Source organism: Vibrio sp. 1401 (assembly GCF_033340295.1).
In genome coordinates this window covers 36925-52588 of the sequence record NZ_JAWOWF010000037.1, presented here as the reverse complement: position 1 = coordinate 52588, position 15664 = coordinate 36925, and the positions used below count along the sequence as shown (strand labels likewise).

The window sequence follows — 15664 nt, the reverse complement described above, 5'->3', positions numbered from 1 at the left end:
CTGAAACTCAGTATATTGTATAAAAGTCGGTCAACTTTAGGAGGTTTGGTTTCTCGTCTGAATTACGCAACAAAGCCCATCGCACTATCAAAAATAATATCAGAACGCAATTAATGCACTCTGTAAGAATTATCTGAATCAAGCTGAAGTAAAGGCTGAATATAACGTCTAATTAAAACATCTCTCCTAATTAGAACCGTCAATACAATTAAATATTTTCTTTGTTTAGGTCGCCTTTTCTTATAAGGAAATTACTTTTTCCATGGAGGAAGGCGGAACAAACAAGGTGGAAACACCACTTCCTCCCAAGAAAACAAAATAGCTTTAAACCTTTGTTTTAATTGAATTTAATATACGGCACGCATCTTGCCACTGATAATTAAACTAAGGCGTAGCATTCAAAGTATTCAAGCCAATAAGAGATGAGAGGAGCACACCTCATGAGTTCTTTAGACCCAGTAAAAATGGCAACCCAATTCGCACAATTGGACACAAACCCATTCAAAAACCGTTACCAAGCGCAAGCTAATGTGTACCAGTCACAACTGTCAGCTTTTAATAAAGTTGAAAGCGCACTACGTGATTTTCGTACTGCAATGAAAGAGATGAATAACAGCACAAACAGCATCATCAAAAACAGTGCGACACTCTCTCAAGAAGGTAACTTTACTGCAAACGCGGATGCTAAAGCGCTAACGGGTAACTATCAGATTTTTGTAGAAAAAGTGGCAACGGCGCATCAAGTATCTACAGGAATGCCTGCAGACCTTGAGGCGACGACAGAAGTACCAACTACTGGATCTTTAGAATTCACCATCAACGGTGAAACAATGACTCTAGACTTGTCCTCCGTTGATGTTAATGGTGACGGCACTGCAACGATCAGCGATTTAGCCAGTGCGATTAACAATCACACGGACAACCCTGGCGTTAACGCCACTCTAGTTCGCTCGAATGGTCAAACACACTTTATGCTATCGAGCACTGAGACTGGTGTCGAAAATAAGATCAACGTATCTGCATCGGGTACTGGCCAAGCGTGGTTTGAAGACGCCTTCACCAACCTCAAGCAAATCAACGCTCCGCAAGATGCGGTTATGTGGCTAGGTGCAAAAGACTCAGGCCTGAAACTAACCAACGCAAGTAATACTTTTGAAGGTGTCATCGACGGTGTTGACATTACCGTATCTAAACCGCAAGCCGCGGGAGATTCTCCAATCGGTTTAAAAATTGGAGCTGATAGCGAAGGCACTAAAGAACAACTAGATAAGTTTGTGGAAACCTACAATGCCCTTGTTTCGACTATCGATCAGTACACCCAAATTGGCGGTGAAGATCAGAAACGCGGCGTGCTCGCTAGCGACTCGACATTGCGTTCTATTGAGAGTCAGTTAACGGGGTTAATCCGAGGTGAACACAATGGTATGCGCCTAAGCGAAATCGGCGTGAGCCTAGACCGCAACGGTAAAATGAAAGTTGATCAAGAAAAGTTCAAAGAAGCTCAACAAACAAACAGCGCAGGCTTAGAGGCGTTGTTTAATGGGGATGACGCTTTGCTAGATTCTCTTGACGCGATGGTAGAGCCTTTCTTGAAATTCTCATCAGGTACCTTCAGCACGCGTAAAGACGCAATACAGTCAAGCTTAGACCGAATCAAAGATAAACAAACCAATTTAGAGCGTAAGTACGAAATGTCGTACAACCGCTATCTCAAACAATTCACTCAAATGAATTCAATTATGACCCAAATGAACCAAACCATGTCCATGTTTAATGCTCAAAAATAAGACATTTGGTTCCAAATTTAGGAGAAATATTCATGCTTATGGATTCTGGTTACGATTCGTACCAACAAGTCGATCTCGACGCTCAAGCGGCAGCAGCAAATCCACACCAATTAGTCATCATGTTAATCGATGGCCTACTCGATGAAGTTGAACGTATTCGCGGCCACCTAGCCGCAAATCGTTTGGCCGAGAAAGGGAATGGAATCAACAAATGCATGAACATCTTGATTGGACTAACAAGTGCTCTAGATGATGAAAACGGCGGTGAAATTGCGGAAAACCTACGCCAGCTTTATGACTTCTGCCAAGTCGAACTTTATTACGCTAGCGTGCAAAACGATGCAAATCGCTTGGTTAACGTTGAGCGTGTAATGGGTAACATTCGTGAAGGTTGGATGAATTTTGGACAACAAGCATAAAGTATCGCCAGAGCGATTCCGTCATTTATCTCAGCTCATCCAGTTCGCCGCAAAAACGGCCGATTGGCATGCGCTCAAGCGGTACGACTTGCAGTTGCGAGAGCTTTTGATCAGTCACAAGCCTTTTTTGAAAGATCCTAAGCTTGCACCTGAAATCCAGCGAGCGAAAACAGTGCACGCTAATGCCTTCGCAGTATTAGAGAAGTCGACCAACGAGTTGAAAAAAGAGATGAACATGGTCAATGACCATCAAGAACGCGCTATGGCCTATCAATTAGCAATGACCATGGAGCTAACTCAATGATCATACCTTCTTCAACTCAGCACTCGGGTAATTCGCCAGCTAACAATGAGGGTCACATCAAGCAAGCGAACTCGGTACACGGCTTTTCTCATGGTTTTAAATCAGGGAACAAGCAGAATGGTGAGCAAGACTTTAACTCTGCGTCAGCGGTACCGAGTTTTCACCTTACGGCCTCTACTTTGAACAACGCAAACAAAGTACAAAGTCATGGTTTTGATACTGATGACCGCTCAGCTTCAGATCCGGATGCCAACTTGACCAGTACACCAGGGTTAACAGAATCGACTGATCTTGCAGCGCAAGCTCAAGCTTTAACCCAGGGTATGATTACCATGGCAGAGAAGCAGGCTGAGAAACTAGGAAAAGCGTCATCTTTAATTACTGCGAGCGAAGTTAAGTCTGTTACTCAAGATTCGTCTAACGCTATGTTAAACACATCATCAAAACAAGATGTGAAGCAAAGTCTGCCGACTTCATCGAGTTCGCGTTTGCCTATCTCCGGTGCTGAGTTTCAAACTCTTTTGAATCAACCTGTTCAAGGGCAACCAACCGCATCTCTACTTCAAGCACAAGCCCCTACAACACAATCTGCACATTCACCGGTTGCGACGAGTCATGTTCAAGCTCAAGGCTCTGAGTGGGCAGCGGTGCGTGTTGATACCACTGCCGGAAAGTGGGGGGAGCAAATGATGCAAGTATTACATGATCGCGTGACGCTCCAAGCTCAACAAAATGTACAAGAAGCAAAAATCCGCCTAGACCCACCAGACTTAGGGAAATTGGATTTACTTGTACGTGTTGAAGGTGACCGATTGAGTGTCCACATCAACGCCAATGCCGCAGCAACACGAGAAGCTTTAATGCAAGTTTCGGAACGATTGCGTACTGAGTTACAAGAGCAAAACTTCGTTCATGTCGATGTCAATGTTGGCTCTGATCAAAACCAAGGTCGAAATGACCCACATGCAAACGAAGAAGACGCCAATATTTTCGCCGCACGAGAATCTGGTGCATTCCAAACCACGACAACAACTAACTATTCAGAACACTGGCTAAGCACTCAAGCTTAGTAAATCTTCGAGGAAAAAGGTTATGACCAAACAACAAATGATCGCCCTGTTTATCGCCATGATCATCACCAGTGCCCTCGTTTCGGCCGTCACAATTATGGGCGGAATCTGGTACTTAAACAAACACGCTCAAGAGTCACCTGACTCTGGTTCACTGATCGAAGACTCTCCACTGTCTTTTTTGGTCACAGAACAACCGACAAGTAAAGGTCCTAGCTTCCATCCTTTGGACAAAGTCGTTTTGACCGTTAAAGGCAAGAAACAGACTCACTTTGTGATGCTAGAACTGGCAATTGAGACACGCCGTCCAGAGCGTATCAAAGAGATCGATGAATACATGCCTATGGTACAAAACTCTCTATTAAAACTGTTTAGCGACAAAACGTTTGATCAGTTACAGCAAGCGGGTGCCATCGATATTCTGCAAGACGAAGTGAAGCAAACGCTTCTACTCGCTTTTGCCAAAACAGACATCGTCCGAGAAATCGACGATGTTTTGTTGACTAAATATGTTGTGCAATAACGGAGCACAACCATGTTAGACATGAATGTACAAGACACTTACACCACAGAAGAGGAAGTGACAACACCGTCACGACCAATTGATGAAAACGCATTGCTACAACGTCATCAGGTCATGGTAAAACGCGTAGTTAACCAGCTGCGCGTTCATGCCACTTCTCACTGTAGTATTGAAGATATGCAGCAGATAGGCCTTATCGCTCTAGTCGAGGCTGGACGCCGATATGGCGATGTTGACGATCCTCACTTTCCTGCTTTCGCCGTTTGTCGAGTTCGGGGAGCTATTTTAGACGAATTACGCCGACTAGATTGGCGTTCACGTAAGACTCGTCAACAAGCCCACGAGCTCAACGACGTGACTCGAGATCTCACTCGAACGTTAGGTCGAATGCCAACGGATGCCGAAATCATCCAGGCTTTAGGGACGAATGAGCAAGATTATTACAACCGCCAAAATGCCGCTCTCGCAGGCGAGATGCAAAGCCTTGACCAACTGATGGAGAGCAGCGGTGATAGCTACATTGGCGGACAATACGATGGCATGGAACATGAACATATTCGTTATAGTTTAGACAGTGCTTTGGGTAAGTTACCTAAGCGCGATCAACTGCTCCTGACTCTGTTCTATCAACATGAACTCAACTTACACGAAATAGCTCTGGTATTGGATCTGACACCACCTCGTATATGTCAGCTTCACAAACAAGCGCTGAAACAACTCAACCAATTAATGTCCTCTTAGGAGTCACAAGATGCAAAAGTTTTTTGGAGTGCTCACTATCCTGGTGTGCGTCTTCGGTGGATATATGTGGGCCGGTGGTAGCTTAGGTGCTATCTGGCAGCCAGCCGAATTCCTTATCATTATTGGCGCCGCTGCTGGTTCTTTGATCATCGGTAATCCGCCTCATGTACTAAAAGAAATGCGTCGACAAGTGCCAGCGACCATTAAAGGTCCAACGGAAGAGCATGAGTACTACATGGAATTAATGGCACTACTCAACAACTTGCTAGAGACAGCGAGAAACCGCGGATACAAGTTTCTGGATTCTCATATTGAGGCTCCGGAGCAAAGCTCTATGTTCCTCGCTTACCCGACGATCGCAGAAGATCATCGCCTAATTTCTTTCATTACTGACAATTTACGTTTAATGGCAATGGGACAGATGTCGCCTCATGAATTAGAGGGACTGCTAGAGCAAGAAATCGAAGCAATACAGAACGAAATGCTTTTACCTTCACGCTCACTACAGCGTACAGCAGAAGCACTACCTGGCTTCGGTATTCTTGCAGCAGTTGGTGGCATTATTATCACCATGCAAGCTATTGATGGCTCAATCGCTATGATTGGGTATCACGTTGCGGCAGCTCTCGTTGGTACATTCATTGGTATTTTCGGTTGTTACTGTGGCTTAGATCCACTAAGTAACGCCATGGCTCAGCGAGTAAAACGTAATATGACTGCTTTTGAGTGCGTTCGTGCAACCTTGGTTGCCTACGTAGCGAAAAAGCCGACATTGCTCGCCATTGACGCTGGTCGTAAACATATTCAGCTAGACATCAAACCAACATTCAACCAAATGGAGAAGTGGTTAGCTGAACAGGAGGGATAATGCAAAAACAAGAGCATGTAGTGTTCAAACGTGCCAAAGTATACAGCCATGATGAGTCGTCTCATGGCGGCGCGTGGAAAGTCGCGTTTGCTGACTTCATGATCGCCCTAATGGCGCTGTTTCTTGTACTTTGGGTTATGCAGGTGGTAGACAAAGAAGAGCGTAAAGCGATTGTTGCCCACTTGCATAGTTCAAGCGTATTCGACAAGAGTTACGGCAACCCATTTGATACGTCACAAAGTATTTCTCCTATCGACTTGGCACAGGACTCTTCTGTGCCAAGTAAACACAACTCCAACCATGTGGTAAGCTCTTACTTCAAAGGTGATGGGGATGGACCAGAAATTGATTCTTTGATTCCTGGTAACTTCGATACTCAAGAGCAACTTGCCGCACTAGCGAAAGTAATTGAGCAAATGACTGCCCAAATTAATGCGCAGGGAAATGTAAACGTCACGGTGACATCACAAGGTTTGCGTATCGTCCTTCAAGATGATTACAAACAGCATATGTTCAGCCGTGGTGGTGCAGAACTTACTCCTTTTTTTGAAGATTTACTGCTCGCACTAGCACCTGTATTTCATCGTGTTAACAACCCTCTGATCATCAGCGGACACACAGATGCAATTCCATTTAAAAAGCGTTTTGGTCGTCAATCTAACTGGGCGTTATCAGCCTCTCGAGCAGACGTAGCAAGAAATACGTTAGTTGAAGGCGGTATGCCGGATGATAGAGTAATGCAGGTAACGGGTATGTCAGATAGAGCGCTGCTTAATCCTGATGAGCCAGATTCTAGCGAAAACCGTCGTATTGAGCTGTTTGTTTTAACGACTCCTGCCGCTAAAGTGCTTGAGACCCTTTTTGGCAACCACCAAGAAAGCGAACTGCAAAAAGCGAAAGATAAGGCTGAATTCAACCAACCAGTCATTCGTCAAGAAGTCATCAATTACTCCGGCGATACCGCCACCAGCGAAGTAAAAATTCAAGAATTATAATCTTAAAAGGTCACCACTCTGATGGTGACCTCTCTAACCAAAGCCTCTGTTACTGTGACTTTTTAGTTGAGTTCTATATGCACATAACATCATCCGAAAAAAGAAAAAGCGACTTACTGAAGAAAGCCTTTTTATGGCTCATTGTCTTCGATTACCTTTTATTGGCGTTTTTCTTAACTCAGCTATCAAGTATGACATTAAACAGCGGAACCATGATCAGCTTGTTACTTGTAGTTTATAACGTCTTACTTGTTTCGCTATGTTTTCAACGAACCAACAAGCAGGACTCTTACATTATCTACCCTGTTTTGTCCGCAACGTTATTAGCATTTGTCTGCTTTCTTTACTTCTTTTTTTTAATTTAGCTCCCCGACTCGACCATTGATTTTACTTTTACTGCTTTTTCGAAGTGGTCGAGCTGATGAGTCTGAATCCACCACGTAGCCGCTTCCATCAACAGCTCTGGGTCGTCATTTTTATTAGCGAAAAACGCATAAAATGAGAGACCAACCAATTCACCTTTACTCGCGAGCTTTTTGTCACAGACCTCTATAATTTTGTCTCTCAGCGAAGCTCTCATTTCTAATCCCTTAACCTAGTACATACTCACTAACCATACGGTTGAAAGAAATCAAATCAAACGAGCCTTTAATTTCAAAACGCACTCTTCCCACCTCACTCATGAAGAACTCGATTTCACAATCCAAATCAAAAGTACCAGAGGTCTCGATAGAAAATGCATTGATCTTACTGTAAGGCAAAGAAGTGTAATCCACTTTTGAGCCGGTAATCCCTTGCACATTTGCCGCTATCACTCGCTTGTTCGTAAACACCACTTGGTCACGAACTGTTTTAAAAGCAGCGAAAATAGTCTCACCATCAATCAAGAACTTAAGGAAGTCTTCTCTGGCATTAGAAACGTCAATCGGCTTAAGCTTAAATACAGAGGAATTGTCGAAATCAATCATAATTAATCCTTTGAGTGGGCGTTAGAACGAATTATCAACGTATCAGATAGCACCACTTTTGCCTACTCGCAACGCACGTTTCTGCTTGATTCGCCCAACAACGAAGCGTCACTCACTTCCACCCTTGCATCCATTGCTCAGAGTCTTTTAGGTCTTGCCAGTTCATCTCTCGGTCGCGTTTACTCATGACTGCCTCGATGACACATCTCACAACGTTACCATCTTCATCTAGTTCCATTTCTGTCACGACAAAATGCTTCTCTTTGTTTTTAGGTGAAATTGCCGTCCATTTACTGTGCAATAGTTTCTTAGGGTGGATTCTGTTCATCGCATTGTACCAATTTAACTACCATGTTGATGTATACGACTGAATACCAAGAGAGAATCAGATTTTGTTTTTGCAAACCGACAAAAGATAAAACCGCAAAAGAGATCACTCCCTTTCGCGGCTCTAACTACAATCCGACTAGGTCTTCTGACCATTCAGTCGAGGGTTTAAGTACTGACTTTGTAGCAACTGTAACCCTTTACCGACCAGAACAATCACTACCGCGCCAATCAGGACAGGCGTGAAGAGAAAACTCCATCCCTGCCCAGACGCCATGATCAAAATTGGATTTGCCCCCGCAGGTGGATGAGTGGTCTTCGTAATCAGCATCGCAGACACACCTAGCCCCGTCGCAATCGCGAGCGTGACCGGCGTGACGTCAACATACTGGCTAAACGCAATACCGATAGATGCCGTAATGAAGTGACCAATGATCACGTTTTTTGGTTGAGCGAGAGGGCTGCTAGGCACCCCAAACACCAGTACTGCGGTAGCACCAAATGGTGCCATCAGGAGTACAACCTCAGTCAGTGATACCTCAGCGTAGGACAATACGCCAATAGCCAACGTAGCGCCAAGCCCGGCAACCAACGATAAAATTAAATTATTCATAAACACCTCAAAGTAGACCGAATTGTCTACAAAATAAAATAGACAAATCTGTCTACCTTTGTCAATATGTGTTTATGGAACTTTTTGAGGACGTAGTTATGAACAAAAAGAAACAGTTATTGATCGACACAGCTTTGTCACTGTTTTATAAACAAGGCATCAACTCTATTGGCATCAATGAAGTCCTCAATGTTTCCGGCGTGGCTAAACGCACGCTATATAACCATTTTGAGAGCAAAGAAGCGCTTATCATCGCCGCATTAGAACAACGCCACCAAGTATTTATGGAATGGTTGGAGGAAAAGCTTTCTTCAGCACAAACGTGCGCGGAGGTGATCGATCAGTTATTTACAGCACTCAACGGCTGGTTTCATGGCTCTGAAGAAAAGTTGGGCGAGTTTCGCGGTTGCTTTTTCATCAATACGTCCGCGGAATTCAGTGACGACAGTGGCGAGATCGCAACGTATTGCCGCTACCATAAGCAGCAAGTCAGAGAGCTAATTCAACGCTATCTCAAATCAGACAACGCTGCATTACTCGATGCCATTTGCATCATGAAAGAGGGCGCGATCACTACCGCTTACATGACGAAAGAGTACGACAACGTCACGAAAAAATGCGTGACCATTTTGCACAAGCTGTAATGCGGTCAGGTATAGTCATTTGCGGATTAAGTATTCAAACCAAAGGCACCAATCGGTGCCTTTTGTTTTACTTAGTGAGTCTACTTACAGCTCGTGCTCGGTGCGTGCGATGATGTCGTCTTGCGCGTCTGGTGATAGCGCGGTGAAAAACGCTGAGTAGCCTGCAACTCGCACAACAAGATCACGATATTGTTCAGGGTTCTTCTTCGCAGCTAGCAAGGTCTCACGAGAGACGATGTTGTACTGCACGTGCCAACCTTTGTGGTGGTTGAAGAAGGTACGAATCAACATAGAAAGCTTGAGCTTATCCCCTTCAGACTCAACCGCTGCAGGGCTTAACTTCTGGTTAAGCAGCACGCCACCAAGGATCTTATTCGCTTGAATCTTACCAACCGAGTTGTACACTGCCGTTGGACCTAAACGGTCTGAGCCAGATGACGGGCTTGCACCTTCTGCCAATGGCGTTTTCGCTTTACGACCGTCTGGCGTTGCCATGGTTGAAGCACCGAATGGGACGTTTGCCGAGATACTTGATGTACCTGCGTAGTAACCGCCGCCAATTGGACCACGCCCATGACGTGTATTAACGAACTGCTCTAGCTCATCAATGTACACTTGGTACGCGTCTGCCAGTAGTTGGTCTACTGCGTCATCATCGTTACCGTATTTTGGTGCAAAGTTGATAAGACGTTGGCGAAGCTGCTCGTTCTCCATGCCGTCGAAATCTTCAGCCAATGCTTTTGCTAGCTGTTGTTGTTGTGAGATAAGGGGTTGGGTGATTTGCGCATCATCGAAAACAAGGTGCTTGATGGCGGCTAGGCTGTTACCCAAGTTTGCGATACCGACTTGCAAGCCAGATACCCAATCGTATTTCGCGCCACCTTCTTTCACGGTTTTACCGCGAGCTAAACAGTCATCCACCAGCGTTGAACAGAATATGTCTTGCGCTTGCTGTTCAAGCACGCTGTCGACGACTGTATCAATCTCAATCGATTTACGGGTGTAGTAGCGGATTTGCTCTGCCCAAGAAGCTGTCACTTGCTCAAAGTTCTCAAAGTTGCCTTTTGCTAATGACTTATCGTGCGGCAAGAAAGCTTTACCCGTTGTTGCATCCACACCTTCGTTCAATGAAGCAAGCAAGATACGAGCGAAGTTAATGAAGCTCATGCCCGTACAACGGTACCCCCATTTGCCCGGAACCGCCGTTTCGATACAGCCGATAGATGCGTAGTTGTAAGCGTCTTCTTTCTCTACGCCAAGCTTGATGAATTCAGGAATGACAATCTCATCGTTGTTGAACGCAGGCATACCGAAGCCGCACTTAATCACTTCGATACAACCCATTAAGAACTCTTGGTTCAAACCTTCGTGGTAACGCACACTTAAGTTAGGTTGCGTCGAACGTAACTGGCCACAAGATTCCAGAATCGCCCAAGAAAGTGGATTCACTGCGTCTTCTGGCTCACCCTTTTCATTCAACTTCTGACCGCCAATACACACGTTTTGGTACAGCGGAGAACCTGCGGAGGCTTTAGAGTGCGCACCAGAGCGAATCTTGTTAACTTCAAGCAGCTTCAACCAACAGCTTTGTAAAAGCTCTAATGCAAAGTCTTTCTCAATTGTGCCGTTTTCGATATCACGAACATAAAATTCGTTGAGGAACTGGTCCATACGACCGAAAGAAACCGAGTGACCATTCGATTCGATTTGTAGCATCAACTGAACGAAGTAGCTCAATTGCAGTGCTTGCCAGAAGTTTTCTGGTGCGTGGCTCGCGACATGACGACAGTTTGCCGCAATGCTTTCTAACTCAGCTTTGCGTAGCGGGCGCGTCTCTTCTAACGCCATTTTTGCCGCCAATTCAGAGTAGCTCACTATGTGGTCTTGAATCGCAAGCAGCACGATTTCGACCGACTTGTAGAACTGCTCTTTCTTCAAGCCTTCAAAGGTCGAAACATCATTGTTAACACGGTGCTGACGAACATCCTCTAACAAACCGTTCATGCCTAGCTTAAGGATTTTCTCGTTATCCACCGCAAGGTGCGCGTCACCCGAAGTCATGTTGCCTTCAGCTTTAATGATGGTGCTGGCTAAGATTTCTTGCTGCTCATCAGTGAACAAGCCGTAACAACGGTCTTGAACGGTTTTACCACGCCAATACGGTGTGATGCTGTGGATGCTTTGCTTATCTTCTTCAGTGACAGCAAAGCCAGCACCTGGTCGGTCGGCTAGCTCATCAATTTCCGCTTCAATCCAACGCACTGTGTATTCTGGGAAAATAGGCGCAGCGCGCACTTTGCTTGCTTGGTTACCGACGATCAATTCATCGTGTTTAATCCAAATCGTTCGAGTGCGTAAGTGCTCTTGCAGTGCTAGCGCACGTTGGACAATTACAGGTTTGTCTTCGTTTGCTTGATAAGCACGAGTGTATGCCTCTGCACGCTCGGTACAGACAGGTGGCGTTACGATATTTACCAGTGCCGATTTGTGCGCTTTGATACGCTCAGGAAGGTAATTCAGGTCCATAGTTAACCTCTTACAATCACGTTAAATTGGGTGTTTTCGCTTGCGTATTGCATGGCGCTTTCTAGCAGTTCTGGTTTGTTTAATGGCTTGTCAGAACACTCGTAAGGCATATCGAGCAAACGGTATTTATTGATGCCGAGCGTGTGGTACGGCAGCAAGTGAAGTTCTTGGCAGCTTTCTAGTGAAGCCGCAAAATCGATGATGTCTTTCAACTCTTCGATGGTGTCATTGAACCCCGGTACCACTGGAACGCGAATCACAATGCGTTTCGCGATAGGTGCCAGTTTTCGGAAATTGTCTTTGATGCGTTTTAGTGAACCTTTCGCCCAGCTAAGAAACTTCTCTTCATCGGTATGTTTTAAATCCGCCAACCAGCAATCAATATGCGGCGCGGCTTTTTCGACGTTCTTCCACGGCACATGCATGCACGATTCAATAGCGGTAGAGACTTGGTTGTCATGCAGACGCTGCGCGAGTTCTGCCACCAAATCCGCTTGCATGAGAGGCTCACCACCTGAGAAGGTCACGCCACCTTGGCTTTGGTCGTAGAAAGGTTTGTCTTTCATCAAGGTGTCGAACAGCATGTCTGATTTTGCTTCTTCACCGCAGACAGTCAGTGCTTGCGTAGGACAGACGTTTCGAAGCGCGATCAGTTGGTCTTCTTTGATGGTTTTGCGATTAATGATGATCTGGTTGTCGATACGTTGAATACCATCACCCACCGTTTCACTATCCGCTGTAGATTGAGTTGTGGCTTGATAAGCAGAAACGCACAGCTGGCAATCTTCCATGCAGCTTCGCTGATCAAACAACAGTGAATGCTTTTCGCTGCGGCTTTCTGGGTTTTGACACCAAGGGCAAGACAAGCTGCATCCTTTAAGAAAAAGAATGGAACGAATGCCATCGCCATCATGGGTAGAGAATCGTTGGATATTGAAATACATCTCTGCTTGCCTCTTGGTCTGTGCTACCGCTGTGTACCTAATTCGTTTCTTTCTTACTGGTTAAGTCTTATGAGCGGTTTTTCTTTGTTCGAACTGAAAGCTTCATTTGAGCGTTTACAAGTTTCACTCAGCTTTCATTTAATGAAATTATTATAGCTTCAAATGAAATTTCAATTGATCAAAATCAAGATCTCGTTCGATTGTCAGATCTATAGTGATCCCATCATCAAAACGAAGATTTTGTTTAAGGTAGAAACCATGATTGAACTTTATTTAGATACTGCTGATGTGGCAGAAGTAAAACGCTTTAACCAGTGCCTACCGCTAAAAGGCGTGACGACAAACCCAAGCATTTTGGCGAAGTCAAAACAGGGACTGAATGAAACCCTAGCAGGCATGCAAGAAGCACTTGGCGGTACACCTCGCTTTCACGCTCAAGTCGTGAGTTCAACCGTCGAAGGTATGGTGGCAGAAGCGCGCCAACTGAATGAATTGCCTTACGACATAGTGGTAAAAGTGCCAGCAACAGAAACCGGCTTAGCAGCAATTAAGCTAATGAAAAAAGAGGGAATTCAGGTTCTTGCTACCGCTATCTATTCAGCTCAACAAGGTTTCCTAGCGGCACTGTGCGGTGCTGACTACCTAGCACCTTACGTAAACCGCATTGATGCGATGAACGGCAACGGTGTTGAAGTGGTCGCGGATCTTCAATTGTTGCTCGATCAAAACCAACTACCAGCGAAGATTTTGGCAGCCAGTTTCAAAAACACTCAACAAGCGATGGAGGTGATGAAACTAGGCATCGAAGCCATTACATTACCAACCGATGTGGCGGCACAAATGTTCGCTCACCCAGCAGTAAAACCGGCGGTTGAACAATTCGATAAAGACTGGAAAGAGACGTTCGGCGAGAAACTTTCATTTGAAAGCTAATTAAAAGTAGCAGCTAGACTTCTTAGTTAACAATAAAGGGAATCTGAACTCACCCTGTGCGCCGGTGAGTTTAAGATTCCCTTTTGTATTTCATATAAAGAGGTGAGGTTTACAGCAGTTCTCTATTGGTCAGTGACCAAAGGTACACGCGCTTGAGTAAACTGATTTTGAGCCTCTTACGAATACCTCGTTTGGAATGTCGAAGTCGGTCTGGTAGTACAATGGCTTTCATCTCGGTTTTCATTTCTTTTCCATCCACCAACACAGTAGACCTCCGATGCAGTAAGCCAGCAGATCTTTCCAATCAAATGTAGCGCCCAAAATTACAGCCAGAGGCGATGAAGATTCGATACCAAGCCAAGCTGCGACCTGAAGCAATTGCCCCAACTCGACAGCAAACGCAATCAACACCACCAATGAAACCAGCCAGTTAACGGGCATAGATAACATACTTGCAAGAAAGTAGTAGAGCCAAACCACAACGAGAACATCACCAACTGTCGGACGAATAAAGCTGTCTCGAACATAGAGCGCAATAACGACCAATGCGATAAAACACACCAAGCTTTTCAGTCCATTTTTTACCGAAAATCGCAGGTGGATAGCGCACGTTTCTTCCACCATATTGCTTGGTTGACCAGTAAGAGTGACTCGTTTAAAGATCTTCATGATTCGCCTTTGCACTTTCTTCTGCTTTCTTATTTCGTGCGTACCAGTCGATGTTGCGTGTAATAACCATAGTGAAGCTCAAAATCGCAAAACACAGTAATGTACCCATGACCAATGCGTAGCTTTCTGCTTGTAGCAAGCCAAACAGTAATCCGTAGAGAGTAAGTAAACACGCTCCGAATATCGCGCCGTGTTTGGTGTTGCTCAACATACCGCTCACATACACACTTAAAAGCCCCGTCGATGCGACTGCTGACACCACATACGCCCAGTTAAAGCCGAGGTGTTCACTCATCGAAATCAGCAATAGATAGAAAAGCGCTAAAGCCAGACCAATAAAACCGTATTGTACTGGGTGAACCGGACGCGCTTGGAACAGCTCCAGCAAGAAGAAACTCGCAAACACTAATGTGATAACCAACAGTGAATAGTTCACAGCTCGATGAGATTTCAAATAGTGGTCCACGGGGTCAATCAAATCTACGCCCATTTGTCGCTGTTCAAGCTCGTGACAAGCGTGATTCGATGACAAACAGCTTTGGAACAGCTGCGCGATATTGGTAGAGAAGTTATTGCTCGCCCACTGTGCATTAAATCCATCTTCAGATACCTCTGACGACACCGGTAAGTAATCACCGATAAAGCTTGGATGCGCCCAAGTTGAAGAGAGTTCAACCGTTGTTTGGCTGCCGATTGGTATGACTTGAAGCTGACCCATCCCTTGCAGCAAGAAGTTAAGATCGAAAGCCAAAGGTTGTGCTGGGTTTAGGTCTGCAAGTGTCAGATCACTATGGAAGCCTTGTGGTAACTGATTTAACCCCGTTCCCGGTGCGACTTCGATATCAGAGCTCGCCATGGTCATGTCATCCAAACGAATCAATCCACGGCTGTCTTCAATGCCAACGACTAGGCTCATGTTGTCAATATCAAGCCCCTGCAACGCCGCGAGTTCGTCTGCATCAAAAGTGCCTTTCAGTGCCACTTGTGCTTTGTATAAACGCGCGCGGTAAATGCCTCGGTACTTTTCAAAACTGTCCAGATTCGCGCTCATATCAAAAGTGCTAGGTAGGAGGAATTTACGACGCTCTTTAATCTGTACTTTGTCATCTCGGTAACTGGTTTCGGTGTAGTTAACCATGATGAATGGACCAATGATGCGCTGTTCGCCGCTGCTGCTGCGTGCGATGTCGTTTCTGACTTCATCTTGGCGATATGAGCGTTCTGAGATCAGCCCTGTGACCATTGAAAGCGGGATTTGCAGTAAGACAAACAAAAACAGCACGAAGGCGAACTTCGTGCCGAGTTGGTTATTGAGGATCTTTTTCATGTTTCA

General features: G+C 45.2%; 20 protein-coding genes. 11 read left to right on the top strand and 9 right to left on the bottom strand.

The annotated features are described in order from the left end of the window. Positions 1-440: 440 nt before the first annotated feature. From fliD to R7Z77_RS17390, 9 genes are all read left to right on the top strand, one after another. Positions 441-1787, top strand: a complete 1347-nt coding sequence (fliD, locus tag R7Z77_RS17430) for a flagellar filament capping protein FliD (protein WP_005375015.1) — start codon at positions 441-443, stop codon at positions 1785-1787. A 32-nt stretch (positions 1788-1819) separates the two neighbouring features. Next, entirely contained in the window at positions 1820-2206 is a 387-nt protein-coding gene (fliS, locus tag R7Z77_RS17425) for a flagellar export chaperone FliS (protein WP_005375014.1), read from the top strand. After that, complete coding sequence (locus tag R7Z77_RS17420) at positions 2190-2510, top strand: hypothetical protein (RefSeq protein WP_005375013.1); 321 nt, start codon at positions 2190-2192, stop codon at positions 2508-2510. The genes fliS and R7Z77_RS17420 overlap by 17 nt, the downstream gene beginning before the upstream one ends. Then, a complete protein-coding gene (locus R7Z77_RS17415) occupies positions 2507-3580 on the top strand; it encodes a flagellar hook-length control protein FliK (RefSeq protein ID WP_213967596.1) in 1074 nt (357 codons plus the stop codon). The genes R7Z77_RS17420 and R7Z77_RS17415 overlap by 4 nt, the downstream gene beginning before the upstream one ends. Positions 3581-3602: 22 nt before the next feature. Next, positions 3603-4103 (top strand): flagellar basal body-associated protein FliL, encoded by a 501-nt coding sequence (gene fliL, locus R7Z77_RS17410; protein WP_005375011.1) that lies wholly within the window; start codon positions 3603-3605, stop codon positions 4101-4103. A 12-nt stretch (positions 4104-4115) separates the two neighbouring features. Continuing rightward, complete coding sequence (locus R7Z77_RS17405; protein ID WP_318136774.1) at positions 4116-4844, top strand: FliA/WhiG family RNA polymerase sigma factor; 729 nt, start codon at positions 4116-4118, stop codon at positions 4842-4844. A gap of 10 nt (positions 4845-4854) precedes the next feature. Then, the gene (gene motA, locus R7Z77_RS17400) at positions 4855-5712 is read left to right on the top strand and encodes a flagellar motor stator protein MotA (RefSeq protein WP_005375006.1); all 858 of its coding nucleotides are present in this window, start codon (positions 4855-4857) and stop codon (positions 5710-5712) included. Continuing rightward, positions 5712-6707, top strand: a complete 996-nt coding sequence (locus R7Z77_RS17395; protein WP_213967594.1) for a flagellar motor protein MotB — start codon at positions 5712-5714, stop codon at positions 6705-6707. Before motA ends, R7Z77_RS17395 begins: the two co-directional genes overlap by 1 nt. A gap of 77 nt (positions 6708-6784) precedes the next feature. Then, positions 6785-7072 carry a hypothetical protein gene (locus R7Z77_RS17390; RefSeq protein ID WP_005375002.1) on the top strand — a complete coding sequence of 96 codons (288 nt, stop codon included), beginning with the start codon at positions 6785-6787 and terminating at the stop codon, positions 7070-7072. Here the strand turns inward: R7Z77_RS17390 and R7Z77_RS17385 are convergent. The 4 genes from R7Z77_RS17385 to R7Z77_RS17370 form a co-directional block, all read right to left on the bottom strand. Continuing rightward, positions 7069-7287 (bottom strand): DUF6500 family protein, encoded by a 219-nt coding sequence (locus R7Z77_RS17385; protein WP_154204019.1) that lies wholly within the window; start codon positions 7285-7287, stop codon positions 7069-7071. The two genes, R7Z77_RS17390 and R7Z77_RS17385, sit on opposite strands and share 4 nt — an antisense overlap. 10 nt (positions 7288-7297) lie before the next feature. Beyond that, entirely contained in the window at positions 7298-7675 is a 378-nt protein-coding gene (locus R7Z77_RS17380) for a PH domain-containing protein (RefSeq protein WP_005386881.1), read from the bottom strand. Between the two features lie 112 nt (positions 7676-7787). Then, on the bottom strand, positions 7788-8003 hold the full coding sequence (locus R7Z77_RS17375; RefSeq protein WP_005374999.1) for a TIGR02450 family Trp-rich protein: 216 nt from the start codon (positions 8001-8003) through the stop codon (positions 7788-7790). Between the two features lie 138 nt (positions 8004-8141). Continuing rightward, positions 8142-8615 carry an HPP family protein gene (locus tag R7Z77_RS17370; RefSeq protein WP_005374998.1) on the bottom strand — a complete coding sequence of 158 codons (474 nt, stop codon included), beginning with the start codon at positions 8613-8615 and terminating at the stop codon, positions 8142-8144. 98 nt (positions 8616-8713) lie between these two features. Here R7Z77_RS17370 and R7Z77_RS17365 point away from each other — a divergent pair, with 98 nt between their 5' ends. Beyond that, entirely contained in the window at positions 8714-9259 is a 546-nt protein-coding gene (locus tag R7Z77_RS17365; RefSeq protein WP_053303877.1) for a TetR/AcrR family transcriptional regulator, read from the top strand. Between the two features lie 84 nt (positions 9260-9343). Here R7Z77_RS17365 and R7Z77_RS17360 read toward each other — a convergent pair whose 3' ends face one another. Further along, positions 9344-11785, bottom strand: a complete 2442-nt coding sequence (locus tag R7Z77_RS17360; RefSeq protein WP_318136773.1) for a formate C-acetyltransferase/glycerol dehydratase family glycyl radical enzyme — start codon at positions 11783-11785, stop codon at positions 9344-9346. 2 nt (positions 11786-11787) lie between these two features. Further along, on the bottom strand, positions 11788-12729 hold the full coding sequence (locus R7Z77_RS17355; RefSeq protein ID WP_171344811.1) for a glycyl-radical enzyme activating protein: 942 nt from the start codon (positions 12727-12729) through the stop codon (positions 11788-11790). Between the two features lie 258 nt (positions 12730-12987). On the opposite strand from R7Z77_RS17355, the gene R7Z77_RS17350 reads away from it, so the two are divergent. After that, complete coding sequence (locus tag R7Z77_RS17350; RefSeq protein WP_025768603.1) at positions 12988-13662, top strand: fructose-6-phosphate aldolase; 675 nt, start codon at positions 12988-12990, stop codon at positions 13660-13662. Positions 13663-13771: 109 nt separating this feature from the next. Here R7Z77_RS17350 and R7Z77_RS17345 read toward each other — a convergent pair whose 3' ends face one another. From R7Z77_RS17345 to creD, 3 genes are read right to left on the bottom strand one after another with little or no spacing between them, the layout of a single operon-like run. Then, entirely contained in the window at positions 13772-13906 is a 135-nt protein-coding gene (locus R7Z77_RS17345; RefSeq protein WP_255201262.1) for a hypothetical protein, read from the bottom strand. Beyond that, entirely contained in the window at positions 13903-14331 is a 429-nt protein-coding gene (locus tag R7Z77_RS17340; protein WP_171344810.1) for a DUF2809 domain-containing protein, read from the bottom strand. The genes R7Z77_RS17345 and R7Z77_RS17340 overlap by 4 nt, the downstream gene beginning before the upstream one ends. Further along, on the bottom strand, positions 14318-15658 hold the full coding sequence (creD, locus tag R7Z77_RS17335; RefSeq protein WP_171344809.1) for a cell envelope integrity protein CreD: 1341 nt from the start codon (positions 15656-15658) through the stop codon (positions 14318-14320). Before creD ends, R7Z77_RS17340 begins: the two co-directional genes overlap by 14 nt. Between the last annotated feature and the right edge of the window lie 6 nt (positions 15659-15664).